Annotated in this window: 13 protein-coding genes and 1 tRNA gene; 4 read left to right on the top strand and 10 right to left on the bottom strand. The window is 70.6% G+C overall.

Going from position 1 to position 14,617, the window contains the following annotated elements:
- The first annotated feature begins 107 nt into the window (after window positions 1–107).
- Window positions 108–1,226 (top strand): ADP-ribosylglycohydrolase family protein, encoded by a 1,119-nt coding sequence (locus tag OG462_RS19435; RefSeq protein ID WP_406059196.1) that lies wholly within the window; start codon window positions 108–110, stop codon window positions 1,224–1,226.
- A 58-nt stretch (window positions 1,227–1,284) separates the two neighbouring features.
- Here OG462_RS19435 and OG462_RS19430 read toward each other — a convergent pair whose 3' ends face one another.
- Together OG462_RS19430 and OG462_RS19425 are read right to left on the bottom strand one after the other, a co-directional pair.
- The gene (locus OG462_RS19430) at window positions 1,285–2,829 is read right to left on the bottom strand and encodes a sodium:solute symporter family protein (RefSeq protein WP_406059194.1); all 1,545 of its coding nucleotides are present in this window, start codon (window positions 2,827–2,829) and stop codon (window positions 1,285–1,287) included.
- A 174-nt stretch (window positions 2,830–3,003) separates the two neighbouring features.
- Entirely contained in the window at window positions 3,004–3,786 is a 783-nt protein-coding gene (locus OG462_RS19425; protein WP_406059192.1) for an SDR family oxidoreductase, read from the bottom strand.
- Between the two features lie 94 nt (window positions 3,787–3,880).
- Between OG462_RS19425 and OG462_RS19420 the strand changes: the two genes are divergently transcribed.
- The gene (locus OG462_RS19420; RefSeq protein WP_406059190.1) at window positions 3,881–4,747 is read left to right on the top strand and encodes a hypothetical protein; all 867 of its coding nucleotides are present in this window, start codon (window positions 3,881–3,883) and stop codon (window positions 4,745–4,747) included.
- A gap of 139 nt (window positions 4,748–4,886) precedes the next feature.
- On the opposite strand, the gene OG462_RS19415 is transcribed toward OG462_RS19420, so the two are convergent.
- The 4 genes from OG462_RS19415 to OG462_RS19400 all read right to left on the bottom strand — a co-directional run bounded on the left by OG462_RS19415 (window position 4,887) and on the right by OG462_RS19400 (window position 7,501).
- Window positions 4,887–5,087: a DUF397 domain-containing protein gene (locus OG462_RS19415; protein ID WP_406059188.1), complete on the bottom strand. Its 201-nt coding sequence runs from the start codon at window positions 5,085–5,087 to the stop codon at window positions 4,887–4,889.
- A gap of 226 nt (window positions 5,088–5,313) precedes the next feature.
- Complete coding sequence (locus tag OG462_RS19410) at window positions 5,314–6,174, bottom strand: helix-turn-helix domain-containing protein (RefSeq protein WP_406059186.1); 861 nt, start codon at window positions 6,172–6,174, stop codon at window positions 5,314–5,316.
- A gap of 206 nt (window positions 6,175–6,380) precedes the next feature.
- The gene (locus OG462_RS19405; RefSeq protein ID WP_030212103.1) at window positions 6,381–7,079 is read right to left on the bottom strand and encodes a GPP34 family phosphoprotein; all 699 of its coding nucleotides are present in this window, start codon (window positions 7,077–7,079) and stop codon (window positions 6,381–6,383) included.
- Between the two features lie 239 nt (window positions 7,080–7,318).
- Window positions 7,319–7,501: a hypothetical protein gene (locus OG462_RS19400; protein ID WP_406059185.1), complete on the bottom strand. Its 183-nt coding sequence runs from the start codon at window positions 7,499–7,501 to the stop codon at window positions 7,319–7,321.
- Here OG462_RS19400 and OG462_RS19395 point away from each other — a divergent pair.
- Both OG462_RS19395 and OG462_RS19390 read left to right on the top strand, forming a co-directional pair.
- On the top strand, window positions 7,476–9,581 hold the full coding sequence (locus OG462_RS19395; RefSeq protein ID WP_406059184.1) for a D-alanyl-D-alanine carboxypeptidase family protein: 2,106 nt from the start codon (window positions 7,476–7,478) through the stop codon (window positions 9,579–9,581). The genes OG462_RS19400 and OG462_RS19395 overlap by 26 nt on opposite strands.
- Window positions 9,582–9,997: 416 nt before the next feature.
- The gene (locus tag OG462_RS19390; RefSeq protein WP_406066614.1) at window positions 9,998–11,683 is read left to right on the top strand and encodes an MFS transporter; all 1,686 of its coding nucleotides are present in this window, start codon (window positions 9,998–10,000) and stop codon (window positions 11,681–11,683) included.
- A 13-nt stretch (window positions 11,684–11,696) separates the two neighbouring features.
- Here OG462_RS19390 and OG462_RS19385 read toward each other — a convergent pair whose 3' ends face one another.
- From OG462_RS19385 to OG462_RS19370, 4 genes are all read right to left on the bottom strand, one after another.
- Window positions 11,697–12,134 carry a hypothetical protein gene (locus OG462_RS19385; protein ID WP_406059183.1) on the bottom strand — a complete coding sequence of 146 codons (438 nt, stop codon included), beginning with the start codon at window positions 12,132–12,134 and terminating at the stop codon, window positions 11,697–11,699.
- A gap of 84 nt (window positions 12,135–12,218) precedes the next feature.
- Window positions 12,219–12,291, bottom strand: a tRNA-Arg gene (locus OG462_RS19380).
- 130 nt (window positions 12,292–12,421) lie between these two features.
- A complete protein-coding gene (locus OG462_RS19375; protein ID WP_406059181.1) occupies window positions 12,422–13,246 on the bottom strand; it encodes an ABC transporter permease in 825 nt (274 codons plus the stop codon).
- Entirely contained in the window at window positions 13,243–14,292 is a 1,050-nt protein-coding gene (locus OG462_RS19370) for an ATP-binding cassette domain-containing protein (RefSeq protein ID WP_406059180.1), read from the bottom strand. The genes OG462_RS19375 and OG462_RS19370 overlap by 4 nt, the downstream gene beginning before the upstream one ends.
- Window positions 14,293–14,617: the final 325 nt, after the last annotated feature.

Below are 14,617 nucleotides of genomic sequence, written 5' to 3'. Positions count from 1 at the left end.
AAAAGTGGACTGAAGGGCTTCAGATCACATAACGTTCCGGTCCCCGAACGGACGTACCCGGTCTATTACAGTGCTGGGCAGACCGGTCTACGGGGGGAGGGCACGTCGTGGCCACGACAGCCGCGGCCGTGTGGGGCCGCGCCGAACAGCAGGACTTCCGCGCCCGCGTACGGGGCTGTCTGCTCGGTGGCGCCCTCGGCGACGCGCTCGGCGCGGGTGTCGACGGACTCACCCTCGCCGAGATCCGCGACGCCCACGGACCTGACGGACTCGGCGATCCCGCGCCCGCGTTCGGCCGCCGCGGCGCCGTCACCGCCGCCACCCAGATGGGGCTCTTCACCGTCGACGGCCTGATCCGCGCCCAGGTCCGCCGCGACACCGGCGCCTGGCACCCACCCACCGACGTCCACCGGGCGCATCTGCGCTGGGCCGCCACCCAGCGCGACTGGGGCCCCGACGAGCGCCGCAAGGACAACGGCTGGCTCGCCCACGAGGAGTGGCTCTACGCCCGCCGCAATCCGCCCCGCGCCTGCCTCACCGGCCTCGGCGACGACGTGCTCGGCACCCTCGACCAGCCCAAGAACCCCACCGCCGACGACTCCGGCGCGCTCGTCCGCTCCGCCCCCTTCGGGCTGCTCGTCGGCTGGGAGCCCCAACTCGTCTGCCAGCTCGCCGTGGAGTGCGCGGCACAGACCCACGGCGCCCCGGCCGCCACCCTCGCCGCCGGCGCCTTCGCGGTCGTCGTCCACGGCCTCGCGCGCGGTGGCTCCGTGGAGGCGGCCGTGGACCGGGCCCTCGGGCAACTGGCGGCGCGCCCCGGCCACGAGTCGGTCAGCGAGGCACTCGGCCGCGCCCTCGGAGCCGTACGGGAGGGGATTCCCGACCCGGACCGGGTGGCAGCCCTCGGCGCGGGGGAGGACCGGGCCGAGGGGCAGCTGGCGGCGGCCGTCTACTGCGCCCTGGTCGGCGAGGACGTACGGCACGGGCTGCGGCTCGCGGTGAACCACGACGGGCCCTCGGCGGTGACCGGGGCGCTCACGGGCGCGCTGCTCGGTGCCCTGCACGGCGAAACGGCCCTCCCGCCGGCCTGGCTGGCCGAACTGGAGGGCCGTGCGACGGTCCTGGAGCTCGCGGACGACTTCTCGATGGAGATGACGCAGGGGGCCGCCCTGCACGGCCCGACGGAGTCCTCGCCGGGCTGGCTGGCGCGTTACCCGAGGGGCTGAGGGGACTGCTCGGCCCGGGGCCCCGTCCGAGGGGCTGACCGGTGCGTCACCCGGTCCGTCACGTGAGGGGCTGATCGGTCCGTTCGCCGGCCTGCGCGGGGATCGCGGCCCCCGCCGATCCGCCGTCGTCCGAGCCGATCCGGGCCAGGAGCGCGTCCCGCTCCGGGGTGTCCTCGGGCCGGACGAAGCCGATGAGCACGTACAGGACGAGGGACGTGGCGAGCGGCGAGACGATCTGGATCTGGAGCTCGATGCCGTCGAGGCCGTAGTTGGTGAGCCAGAAGACGAAGAGTCCGGCGGCCCAGGAGACGAGCGCCGCGGTCGGGCCCGACTTCCGGAAGGCGCGGAGCAGTCCGAGCATGAAGGGGATCGCGATCGGTCCCATGAGCCCGGCGACCCACTTGATGACGACGGTGATGATGTCCTTGAAGGTGGGGGAGTTGACCTGGGTGGCGACCGCCATGGACAGCGCGAGGAAGGCGATGGTCGACCAGCGCGCGGCGAGCAGCCCGGCCTTCTGCGTCCAGCCCCGGGCGGCCTTGCTGAGGGCGGGCGCGATGTCACGGGTGAAGACGGCGGCGATGGCGTTGGCGTCGGAGGAGCACATGGCCATGGTGTGCGAGAAGAAGCCGACGACGACGAGGCCGAGGAGGCCGTGCGGGAGCAGCTGTTCGGTCATGAGGGCGTACGAGTCGGAGGCGTCGGGCTTCTTCGGGTCGACGAGCAGCGGCGCGACCCACATGGGGAAGAAGAGGACCAGCGGCCAGACGAACCACAGCACCGCGGAGAGCCGGCCGGAGCGGGTGGCCTCGCGGGCGTTGGGGGTGGCCATGTAGCGCTGGGCCTGGTTCCACATGCCGCCGCTGTACTCGAAGGTCTTGATGAAGAGGTACGCGAGGAGGAAGGTCAGCGTGTACGGGCCGGCCGTCGGTGCGGTGTGGCCCTGGAGCTCGGGCCGGTCCCACACGGTCCACAGCGCGCTGAAGCCGCCGAGCTTGCCGAGGACGGCGACGAGCATGGCGACGCCGGCGAGGAGCTGGATGACGAACTGGCCGAGTTCGGTGAGGGCGTCGGCCCAGAGCCCGCCGACGGTGCAGTAGACGCCGGTGACGACACCGGTGATGAGGATGCCCTGGTTGAGGGAGATGCCGGTGAAGACGGAGAGCAGGGTGGCGATGGCGGCCCACTTGGCGCCGACGTCGACGATCTTCAGCAGGACGCCGGACCAGGCGAGGGCCTGCTGGGTGGGGAGGTTGTAGCGGTCCTTGAGGTATTCGAGCGGGGAGGCCACTTTGAGGCGGGAGCGCAGCCGGTTGAGCCGGGGCGCGAAGAGATGGGCGCCGATGGCGATGCCGATCGCGATGGGGAAGGACCAGGTGACGTAGGAGGTGACGCCGTAGGTGAAGGCGATGCCCGCGTACCCGGTGAACATCACCGCGCTGTAGCCCGACATGTGGTGGGAGATGCCGGACAGCCACCAGGGCATCCGGCCGCCGGCGGTGAAGAAGTCGGAGACGGTGTCCACACGCTTGTGGGACCAGACACCGATCGCGACCATCACGCCGAAATAGCCGATGAGCACGGCCCAGTCGAGACTGTTCATGGAGCCCCCTCCAGGGGTTCTGGTCCGCCTTGTGAACGCCGTTCATGGTGTGGCGAGTTGCAAGGCCGGGACAATGCAATGGAGGGTCAAGGGACAGTAAAATCGTTCTGTTTACTGACCCCTGTTCACGTCTATGAATTTGTCTCGGGTGGAATCAGAAGGTTCCGGAGGGTATCAGCGCATCAGCTCACCCGCGTTGACCAGCAGCGACTGTCCCGTGATCGCCCGCGCCCGGTCCGAGGCGAGGAAGACCGCCGCCTCCGCCACGTCCCCGTCCGTCGCGAGCTCCGGAAGCGCCATCCGCTCGGTGAGCCGGGCGAGCACCTCCGCCTCCGGGACCTTCTCGGTGTGCGCGGTGAACTGGACGAACGCCTGCACCGGCGGCCCCCACATCCAGCCGGGCAGCACGGTGTTGACCCGGATGCGATGCGGCCCGAGCTCGTGCGCGAGCGAGTACATCGCCGAGGTCAGCGCCCCCTTCGAGGCCGCGTAGGCCGCCTGTCGCACCTGGGAGGGGGCGGCCACCGCCGACTGCGTACCGATGAGGACGACCGAACCGCCGCGCTCCTTGAGCGCCGGCAGGCAGGCCCGGGTCATGCGAAGGGTCCCGAGCAGATTGACGTCGAGCACCCCCTGCCAGGTCGCGAAGTCGGCGTCCTCCAGGCCTCCGAAGTAGGAGTCCCAGGCGGCGACGTGGACCACCGCGTCGATGCCGCCGAAGCGCTCGGTCGCGAGGGCGGCGAGGGCGTCGCACTGCTCCTCGTCGGTGATGTCGGTGGGCCGGTACGCCGTACGACGCCCCTCCGGGTCGATCTCGGCGGCGGACTTGGCGAGGTTGGCCTCGGTGCGCGCGCCCAGGACGGCGTTGCCCCCGTCCCGTACGACCGTCTCGGCGATGCGATGGCCGAGTCCGGCTCCGACACCCGACACGACGACCGTCTTCCCCTGGAGCAGCATCCGGACCCCTCTCAAGCCTGGCCAAGTATCTGGCGGTCCGTCAGAGTGGTCGTCAGGGTAGGTCCCTGTCACCGACTTGGGAAGAGGTACGAGAGTGAGCGAGGAGACCCGCAGCGAGACGTACGCGGAGCTGGCGTCCGTCGGCCCGTACGGGGTGCGGCCCGGCCACGCGCTGATCACCATGGTCGAGCCGCACCCGGGCCACGAGTACGCGTACAACCGCTGGTACGAGGACGACCACTACTACGCCGGCGCCATGGCCATGCCCTGGATGTACGCGGGCCGCCGCTGGGTCGCCACCCGCGAACTCCAGGAACTGCGCGGCCCGGAGAAGTCCGCCGTCGCCCGGCCGGTCACCGCGGGCTGCTACCTCTCCACGTACTGGATCACCGAGGGCCGCTACGACGACCACATGAAGTGGACCGTCGGCATCAACAAACGGCTCAACCGCGACGCCCGCGTCCACCAGGAGCGGACCCACGTCTTCACCTCGTTCCAGGACCACGAGGCGACCGTCTACCGCGACGGGGCGGCCGGCCCGCGCGACTTCCACGCCCTCGACCACCCCTACGCCGGCCTCATCCTCCAGGTCGTCGACACGGAGGGCCCGGAGGAACGCGCGGCCCTCCTCGAACGCCTGCGGACCAGGGAACTCCCCCGCCGCCTCGCCGGCTCACCGACGGCGATGGTCACGATCTTCCGCCCGACCCCGCTGCCCGGCGACCGCATGACGTACGTGAAACAGGTCGAGGGCGTCGACACCCGGCTGACCCTGCTGTGGTTCCTGGAACGGGACCCGAGGGAGTGCTGGACGGAGCACTACGCCGACCTGGACACGGTCGGGGCCGGGGGAGACGGGGCGGGGGGAGGCGACGGCGGGGGCGGCGGCCGGGTGGAACTGGTGGCGCCGTTCATCCCGACGGTGCCGGGGACGGACAGGTACGTCGACCAGCTGAGGTAGCGGGCGGGACGTACGGGGAAAGGCCGAGCCCCCTCGGCCAGGACGGCGGACCGGTCGAGAGGGCTCTTTCGTGCTGCTGGTGCTGCTGGTGGTGCGGTGGTGCCGGTAGTGCTGGTGGTGCCGGCTTGAGCGACGGGGCTCAGAGGGCCCCGTTGCTCACCTGGCCGACGAAGGCGTTCCACGATCCCGGTCCGAAAGAGAGGGACGGACCCTCGGGGGCCTTGGAGTCCCGCACCGCGATCGCGGCCACGAGGGGGGACTTCACTTCGACGCAGGCCCCGTTCCCTCCGGAGTAGGAGGACTTCGTCCAGGTGTCCGTGCCGCCCTGAATAATCGCCATGCTGCTCAGCTCCGGTTCTGCCAGTGGATGTGTTCGCGCCAACGTTCTTGCCGGCGTGATCGACGCTACTCGCCGGTCCCGTCCGGCGGGACCGGCGTTCACACGTCCGAGTGGCATATTCCAACTGAGCTTCCGTGGGAGCGAGTACGCGGTGTACGGTGCCTGCCCCGCTGCTTTCGGACCCGCGCGCCCGCTGCTTTCGGACCCGCGCGCAAAGCCCTCCGGCTCAGCCCTTGGCGTGCTTCTTCACCATCTCCGAGATGAAGTCGCGGGTCTGCTCGACGTTCAGCGCCTGCGCCCTGAGGTGCTCGTACATGACGCTGTACTTGCCGACGTCCTGCGCCTTCTCCAGGTACAGATCGCTCGTCACGCCCTCGATGTAGACGACGCTGGAGTCGGACGTGTCCGGGAACTCCAGGATCGAGTACTGCCCGCTGATCCCCGGATGCGCGCCCATCTCGAACGGGATCACCTGCACGGTGACGTGCGGCAGGTGCGACTGCTCGATGAGGTGCTCCAGTTGCTCCACCATCAGCTGCCTGCTGCCGACGATCCGGTGCAGCGCACCCTCGTCGATCACCGCCCACAGGCGCAGCGGACGCTCCTCGTCCCGGATCCGCTCCTGGCGGCGGGTACGGACCGTGACCCGCTTGTCGATGTCCGCGGGCGTCGACTCCGGCAGCGCGCCGGAGATCACGGCCTCCGCGTACGCGTGCGTCTGGAGCAGTCCGGGGATGATCTGCGGCTCGTACATCCGCAGGCTCTCCGCGTCCGTCTCCAGACCGATGTAGACGCTGTACGGGATGTCGCCGAAGGCGTGCCACCAGCCCTGCTGGCGCGAGTCCTTGGCCATCTGCATGAGCGAGTCGACCATGCGCTCGTCCTCGACCTCGTACACGCCGCACAGGTCGCGCACATCGCGCTGACTGATGGAACGGCGGCCGTTCTCCAGCCGGCTGATCTTGGACTGGGAAACGAGAAGACGCTCGGCGACCTGCTCGGCCGTCATGTTCTTCGCTTCCCGGAGCTTGCGCAGCTCCTGGCCCAATCGGCGTCGCCTGACGGTGGGATTGACGTTGGACGCCACGGAAACTGCACCTCCGGCTGTCTGCTGCGTAGCTGTGAGTATCTACCGCTTGGCAGACTGCCACCAAAGCCGAGGTGTGCGCTGGAAAATGACGACAACGTATGCGCCGCCGGGTATCGGGGACGCGCGTGTGCGGGGCGGCCGTCCAGACCGCCCCGCACACCTGTGCGGCTCCCGGGTTGGTTCCTTGCGTGCGTGCGGAGTGCTCAGTGCGCCGCCGCGCGGGCCATGCTGCCGCGAGGCTGCGCCGGGACACCCGCGGCGCTCCGGCGCGGCTGTGCCGCCGCACCGTTCTGGACGTCCATCACGGCGTGCGCCACGAGTCCGCCCATCGGGTCGTGTCGGATCAGATCGCGCAGCCGGGACCGCGACGACCGTCCTTCGTTTCCGGGGTAGAGGTGCTTCCCGAGACCGACCGCGTGGGCCAGCGCGGCAAGCGCCGCGGTCCGCGGGTCCGGCGGTACGCCGGTGCGGATCGCACTGTCCAGCCGGGAACGGATCTCCCGACTGATCGCCGTTTCCGTCGCCTGGTAGCGAGTCGTCGGCAACACCCCGCACATCTGGGTCTCCACGGCATGCACCATGCCGCATCGCTCCAGATGCGAGAGATACGTCTGGCGAAGCCCCAGTCGGGGTCCGCCGATCCAGTGGACGGCCCGAACCGGACTGCCACGCCTGCGCAGCAGTTCCAGTGCGGAGTCCAGTGTCGGATCTCCGGTCGGCCGTGGCATCACCACGGCGATACGATCCCCGTCAGGGGCTATCCGGCCTGCCAGCGCCAGCTCCACTAGCTGTGCTCCGGCCAGACCGAGGTCGAGCGACTGCGGCTGCGCTGTGGTACCCGTGGTCGGGTCCAGAGCGAGCAGCAGAAGCTCTTCCGGAATGGTTCTGCGGCTCCTGCCCATCCATGCCTCCCCGCGTGGATGAATGACAGGGTGACCCCTCTCACATTCATCTGTCGAGAGTGCCTGGGTGGTTCATCCGGGAACCAGTAGGTATGTCGTTCTCGTCTAGCACGGGGGCCAAGGGGTTCACACAGGACACTGGTACACGGACCGGTACATGGTCCGTACGTACGCATGACGCATGGAGGAGGCACGGTGGCGGGCGAGTCCCCCGACAAGGCGGAGCAGCAGGGGTCGTCTCAGGAGACGAAGGCCTCGGGCGGCGGCGGCAGGGATCCTCGGCTTTCCGTGCTCCATGAGTCAGACGCCTCGTCGTCGGCTTCGGTTTCTTCTTCCCCGGCTTCGTCGTCGGGGTCGGCGTCGGCTTCGTCGGCTTCGTCGGCTTCGTCGGTCCAGGTGGACCAGCCGACTGCCGTCTTCAAGACCCTGGCGCCGCGGACCCCGGAGGACGACGCGCCGGCGGCCGCTCCGGAGCCCGAGAGCGACCGCCTGAAGGCCGCGGTGGCGGCCTGGGTGGCGACGGCGGAGGAGCCGGAGGCGGCGAAGGACGAGCCCGAGGAGCCCGCGGCGGCCGAGGAGTCCGACGAGGACGAGTCGGAGCCGGACGAGTCCGCTGAGGCCGAGACCGAGCCCGAGGACGAGCCGGAGCCCGAGCCCGAGGACGAGACGGACGACGAAGCGGACGAGGAGTCCGACGAGGAGCCCGTCGAGGCGAAGGCGTCCGCTGCGTCCTCCGCTGCGCCTTCCACCGCGTCCTCCACCGCGTCCTCCACGGAGGACTGGTTCGCGGCGCGGAAGTCTGAGACGGATGCGAAGCCCGCGACCGAGACGCCCGCCGACGACGTATCCGACTCCGCCGATGCTGCTGCCGACGACGTCGACGACCTCGACGAGGAGCCGGTCGACCAGCCGACGACCATGTTCAAGGCCGTCCGGCTGCCCGTGGACCAGCCGACGACCGCGCTGAAGCTCCCGCCCTCCCTGACCGGGACTGGGGCCGGTGCCGGGGACGCGGACAGCGAGCGCACCAGCGTCTTCCTGCCGTTGCGGGCGGACATCCCGGCCGAGCAGAAGGCCCAGGAGGCTCCCAAGGCGCCCGAGGCCCCGAAGCCCGCCGCCTCCACCCCCGTACAGCCGAAGGCGCCGTCCGCGCCCGCACCCGCACCCGCGCCCGCGCTCGTCGAGGCGGAGCGGACGCGGCAGCAGCCGCTTCCGCCGCTGCCGCCGCTCGACCTGCTCGCCGAGCTGACGAACACGCCGCCGCCGGCGCCGACCCCGCTGCGGACGACCGTGCGACGGGTGCGGATCTGGACCCCGCTGGTCCTGCTCGTACTGATCGTCTTTGCGATCGTGCAGATGGTCCGCCCGCTGCCCCCGCCCGCGCTGACGCTCTCGGCCGCGCCGACCTTCACCTTCGGGGGCGGCGAGCTGAAGCTGCCGTGGCCCACCGAGGGTCAGGGCGCCGTCGAGGTCGAGGGCGTCGGTTCCATGGGGACGTACGGGGCGCAGAAGCCGGCCCCGATCGCGAGCGTCACGAAGACGATGACGGCGTACGTGATCCTCCGCGACCACCCGCTCAAGGGGAGCCAGAAGGGCCCCGAGATCGAGATCGACAAGAAGGCCGCCGATCAGGGCAAGGCGGAGCACGAGTCGACGGCGGCGGTCCAGGAGGGCCAGACGTACACGGAGAAGGAGCTTCTCGAGCTCCTCATGATCCCCTCCGCGAACAACGTGGCGCGGCTGCTCGCCCGCTGGGACGCCGGTTCGGAGGCCGCGTTCGTCGCGAAGATGAACGCCGCCGCGAAGGACCTGGGCATGACCCAGTCCACGTACACCGACCCGTCGGGTCTGCTCGACAGCACCGTGTCGACCCCGCAGGACCAGCTGAAGCTGGCGAAGGCGGTCATGCAGTACGACGTGTTCCGCGAGATCGTGAACATGCCGAACGTGACGGTGGACGGCATCCCCGGCCGGATCGAGAACAACAACAACATCCTGCTGAAGCCGGGTGTGAGCGGCATCAAGACCGGCTCCTCCACCCCGGCCGGCGGCAACCTGCTCTGGTCGGCGAACACGGTCGTCGACGGCCAGAACCGCCGCATCCTCGGCATCGTGATGGGGGCCAAGGACGCCGAGCAGCTGGGCGAGAAGCTCCAGCTCGCCATCGACAACAGCTACAAGCTGATCCAGCAGGCCCAGCACGACGTCACCTCGGCGGCCGTGGTCCGCAAGGGCCAGGTCCTCGGCTACATCGACGACGGCATCGGCGGCCGGACGCCGGTCGTGGCCACCAAGGAGCTCAAGGCGATCGGCTGGCCGGGCCTCCAGGTGAAGCTGGCGCTGACGGACGGCGGCAAGGCCGTCCCGCACACCGGCAAGGCGGGCGACATCGTCGGCCAGGTGTCGATCGGCACCGGTGCCGGCAAGGTCAGCTCCCCGGTCGCCCTCCAGGCGGACCTGGTGGAGCCCGGCTTCGACAAGAGGCTGACGCGCGTGGGCTGAGCAGCCACCCGCTCGGCTGGGCTCCCCGGGTTCTCCGGGGCGCCCAGCTGTTAGCGTTTTCCGGGGGACGGGAACGACGCGTGACACACGCGAGAGAAGCGAGACGGGCAGCACGGGAAAGGGCCGCAGTGACCACCGCCGAGCCGACACGCGCCGAGCCGACACGGCCCGAGCCGACACGCGCCGACCGCGCGGACTCCGCCCCTGACTCCTCCGCCGAGTCCGATGTCGGCGCCGATGCCAACGCCAACGCCAACGCCAACGCTGGCGCCGATATCGATACCGATACCGGCGCCGATGCTGACGTCGACGCGCCTCGTGATTCGCTCGCGCGAATAGTGCTCCCGGCGCAGCGGCCGGCCCCGGCGTCCATCGCCCCGGCCCCGGCCCCGCGGCGGAAGCGCCGCTACACGGTCATGGCGGCCACCGGGCTCGCGGCCGTCACCCACATCCTGTGGTTCTTCTTCTTCGCGAACAGCGGCGGCGATCTGGCGGCGCAGGACGCGTGGGCCGAGTTCGTCGGACGGCACCCGGACTCGGCGTACAACCTGGCCTGGTACGGCGGGATGCACCCGGTCTCGTACAGCGTCGTGTCGCCGTACCTGATGTCGCTGCTCGGCGTGCGCAGCACGATGATGGTCGCCGGGACGCTGTCGGCCGCGCTGACCGCGCTGATCCTGGTGCGGGTGCGTGCGGTCCGTAACCCACTCGCCTGCTCGATCGCGGGCGTCTTCGCGTTCCTCTGCAACGCGCTGTCGGGGCGGGTGACGTTCGGCCTCGGCATGATGTTCGCGGTCGGCGCGGTCGCGGCCGTGTTCTGCTGGCCGCACCGCTGGCGCCGCAAGCGCTGGGCGAAGGCCGCGGTGGCGGCGCCGCTCGCCGGTCTGGCGACGGCGTGCAGCCCGGTCGCGGGTCTGTTCCTGGGGGTCGCGGCGGCGGCGCTCTTCCTGAACCGCCGGCGCCCGGGCGCGTACGCGCTGGGCCTGGCCCCGGTGGCGGTCGTCGCCCTCTCCTCCTGGCTGTTCCCCTTCTCGGGCACGCAGCCGATGGCCTTCGGTTCGACGGCGCTGCCGCTGCTCTTCGGCGTACTGGTCTTCGCCCTGGTCCCGAGGGACTGGCGGACGGTCCGTACGGCCGCCGCCGTGTACACGGTCGGCACACTGCTCACCTGGCTGATCGACTCGCAGATCGGCTCGAACATCTCGCGGCTCCCGATGCTCTTCGCGGGCGTCGTGCTGCTCGCGGCCCTGCCGTACACGGCCCCGCGCTCCCGCCGCTGGTACGCGCTGCTGCTCGCCTTCGCCGGCCTGAACTTCTGGATCGGCTTCAAGGGCGTCGACGACGTGATCCGCACCGCCCCCGACGCCTCCTGGGCGCGTGAGCTCGCGCCGCTGATCAACCAGCTCCAGGTGCGGGACGCGCGCAAGGCGCGGGTGGAGGTCGTACCGGCGTCCAGCCACCGCGAGTCCTCGGCGCTGAGCCCGTACATCAACCTGGCGCGGGGCTGGAACCGCCAGGCGGACATGGAGCGCAACCCGCTCTTCTACGACGACACCCTGAACGCCGTGAACTACGAGGAGTGGCTGGACCGCTGGGCCGTCCACTACGTGGTCCTGCCGACCGGCGCCCCCGACTCGGGCGCCGAGCAGGAGGCGGAGCTCGTCGGCGAGGGCCTGCCGTACCTGAAGCAGGTCTGGTCGGACGAGAACTGGCGCCTGTACGAGGTCGCGAACCCGACCCCCCTCGCGAACCCGCCGGCCGAGGTGCAGAGCGCGGAGGAGAACGAGGTCGTGATCCGCGTCGGAACCCCCGGCCGGGTCCTCATCCGGGTTCCGTACTCCCCGTGGCTGGCCCTGGTCGACGAGAACGGCGGCAAGCTCGAACCCCCGCAGGAGACGGAGGCGTCGAAGCTGGCCCGCGAGGAGTCGGACACGGAGATCCCGAAGGTCTTCGCCAACGAAGAGGGCTGCCTCTTCAAGGCGGAGGCGGACGCGGAGGGCGACGAATGGACGGAACTCCTCGCCCCGAAACCCGGCGTCTACCGCCTGGCGGCCCCGTACAAGCTCTCCCGGGGCACGCCGTGCCCGGAAGAACTCCGCTGACCCGTAGGCGCTGTCACGGGTGCTGGTATCCGGCGAGCATCCGCCGCATGGCGAACGCGTGCCCACCGCTCACGATGACGAGGAGCCGGTAGACCCGCCCGGCCGCGCCGGGGAACGCGGCGCGGGTCTCGGCACGCAGCCGGCAGCGCCCGTCCGTCAGCTCCTCGATCCGGAAGCCCAGGCTGTACGTGGAGAACCGGTGCCGGCCCTCCAGGGCCAGCTCCCGCCCCGGTACGACCCCGGCAACACGGAACCCGGGAAACTCCGACCCTTCGGCGAGCGGCCGGGGCCCACCGGGCACACGAGGAACCCCCCGCACGAGCCGCACGTACCGCGCCCCGCCCGCCTGGGAGAGCGAACGCTCCACCCCGACCAGCAGCCGCCGCCACACCTCGTCCCGCCCGGCGTCCACGACCACGGCATGCTCGTCGACAAACGGCAACAACCCCATGAGGCCCACCTCCGGTCGGCTACGCGCTGCGCAGTGACACGACAAAGACCACCTGGTGATACCACCAGATGGTCTTCTCGCTTGTGCCCCCGGCAGGATTCGAACCTGCGACACCCGCTTTAGGAGAGCGGTGCTCTATCCCCTGAGCTACGAAGGCGGACGGAGACAGCGTAGCGGACGGTCGTGGGGACGTGCTGAGGTGATCCGTCGTTGCGAAGGGGCGGCTCCCGGAATCGTTCCGGTGCCGCCCCTTCGTCGTGTCCGGCCGTTGTGTCCGGCCGTCGGGGTCAGCGGGTGACCTCGCGGTTGAAGGCCGAGCGGGACCAGAGGTAGCCGAGTGCGGCGAGGCCTGTGCACCAGGCCAGGGCGATCCAGCCGGCGTTGCCGATCTCCGTGCCGAGCAGCAGGCCGCGCAGGGTCTCGTTGATCGGGGTGAAGGGCTGGTACTCGGCGAACCAGCGCAGGGCCGTCGGCATGGAGTCCGGGGGGACGACCGCGCTGCCGAGGAAGGGCAGGAAGGTCAGCGGCAGCGGGGCGTTGCTCGCGGACTCGACGGTCTTGGCACCCATGCCCATCGCGGCGGACAGCCAGGCCATGCCGAAGGCCAGGAAGAGGAGCAGGCCCGCGGCGGACGCCCACTCGACGGCCGAGGCGTTGGGCCTGAAGCCGATCGCCAGAGAGACGCCGGTGATCAGGATCAGGACCGCCGCGACCTGGAGGACGCTGCCCATGACATGGCCCGTGAGGATGGAGCCGCGGGAGATCGACATCGTACGGAAGCGGTTGACGATGCCTTCCGTCATGTCGGTGCAGACCGACACGGCCGTCGCGACGGCCCCCGAGGTCGCGGCCATCAGGATGATGCCGGGCACCAGGTAGTTGATGTAGTCGCCGCGGTCGCCGCCCGCTCCGATGCCGGCGCCGAGCGCGCCGCCGAAGACGTACACGAACAGCAGCAGCATCAGGAGCGGCATCACGAGGATCGAGATGGTCATCGACGGGTAGCGCTGCATGTGCTTGATGTTGCGCCGCAGCATCGTCATGGAGTCGCGCAGGGCGTACGAGCGGGTGGGCTCGGCGGGCTTGGCCGGGGCGAGGGTCGCGGTGCTCATCGGGTCGACTCCTTCTGGGTGGTGGCGGCGGTGGTCGTGGTGGCGGTGGACGGGGCGGGGACCGTCGGGGCGTTCTGCCTGCCCGTGAGGGTGAGGAAGACGTCGTCCAGGTCGGGGGTGTGCACGGTCAGCGACTCGGCCTGGACCCCGCTGTTGTCGAGGGCGTCGAGAATGGCGCGGAGGTTGGTGACCGAGCCGTCGCTGGGGATCTGGAGGGCGAGCGCCTCGTTGTCGACGGTCGCGATGCCGAAGATCGCGGCCGCCGACGTGAGGTGGGCCTCGTCGGCGAACTGGACGCGGACGTACCCGCCGGGGATCAGCCGCTTCAGCTCCTCCGCCGTGCCTTCGGCGACGAGCTTGCCGTGGTCGAGCACCGCGATGCGGTCGGCGAGGTGGTCGGCCTCTTCCAGGTACTGCGTGGTGAGGAAGATGGTCACGCCCTGCTCCGTGACCAGGTCCCTGATCAGCTCCCACATGTCGCGACGGCTGCGCGGGTCGAGGCCCGTGGTCGGCTCGTCGAGGAAGATGATCCGCGGCCGGCCGACCAGGGTCATCGCCAGGTCCAGCTTGCGGCGCATGCCGCCGGAGAAGGTGGCGACGTTCTTGCGGGCCGCCTCGGTCAGGTCGAACCGCTCCAGGAGCTCGGCGGTACGGCGCCGGCCCTCGCTGCGGCTCAGGTGGTACAGGTCGGCCATGAGGAGCAGGTTCTCCTCGGCGGTGAGCAGCCCGTCGACGGCGGCGAACTGGCCGGTGACGCCGATCAGGCGGCGTACCGAGCCCGCGTCGGCCTTCACGTCGTGGCCCGCGATGTGGGCCTGGCCCCCGTCGGCCGTGATCAGCGTGGAGAGGATCTCGACCGTCGTCGTCTTGCCGGCGCCGTTGGGGCCGAGCAGGGCGAAGATCGTGCCCTCGGGGATCCGCAGGTCGATGCCGTCGAGCACCACCTTGTCGCCGTACGACTTGCGCAGGCCGGTCGCGGAGATCGCCGCGGAGCGCGTGCTGGTGGCCGCTGTGGTCGCGGTGTTCGCGGGGTTCGCGGTGTTCATGGTGGGCGGGCCTCTCTCTTCCGGGGAGTCCGGGGCGGGGGCGGTGGGAGTGGAGGTCGGTGGGGAGCGGAGGTCGGTGAGCCGGCCGGCTTGGCGCTGGAGTGGCGCCATTCCGTGCCGCGCTTGCGCCATCATCGTGGCACAGGAGTGGCGCCATGTCGAGTCATTGTGGCGCCATCACTGTCCTTGTGTGTCGCCATGTGGCGCCGTACCGCTCTGGCCTGCGATTTTGCTTCGTCCGTACGGCGGTGGGTTCAGCCGCGGGCAACGCAAGGCGCCCCACCGGGCCGGCCTGAGCCGGCGCGATGGGGCGCCTGTCGTCGGG

Source organism: Streptomyces sp. NBC_01077 (genome assembly GCF_045162855.1).
Classification (GTDB): domain Bacteria; phylum Actinomycetota; class Actinomycetes; order Streptomycetales; family Streptomycetaceae; genus Streptomyces.
Note: the sequence above shows the minus strand (reverse complement) of the source record. Positions and strands in the feature narration are given on the sequence as shown.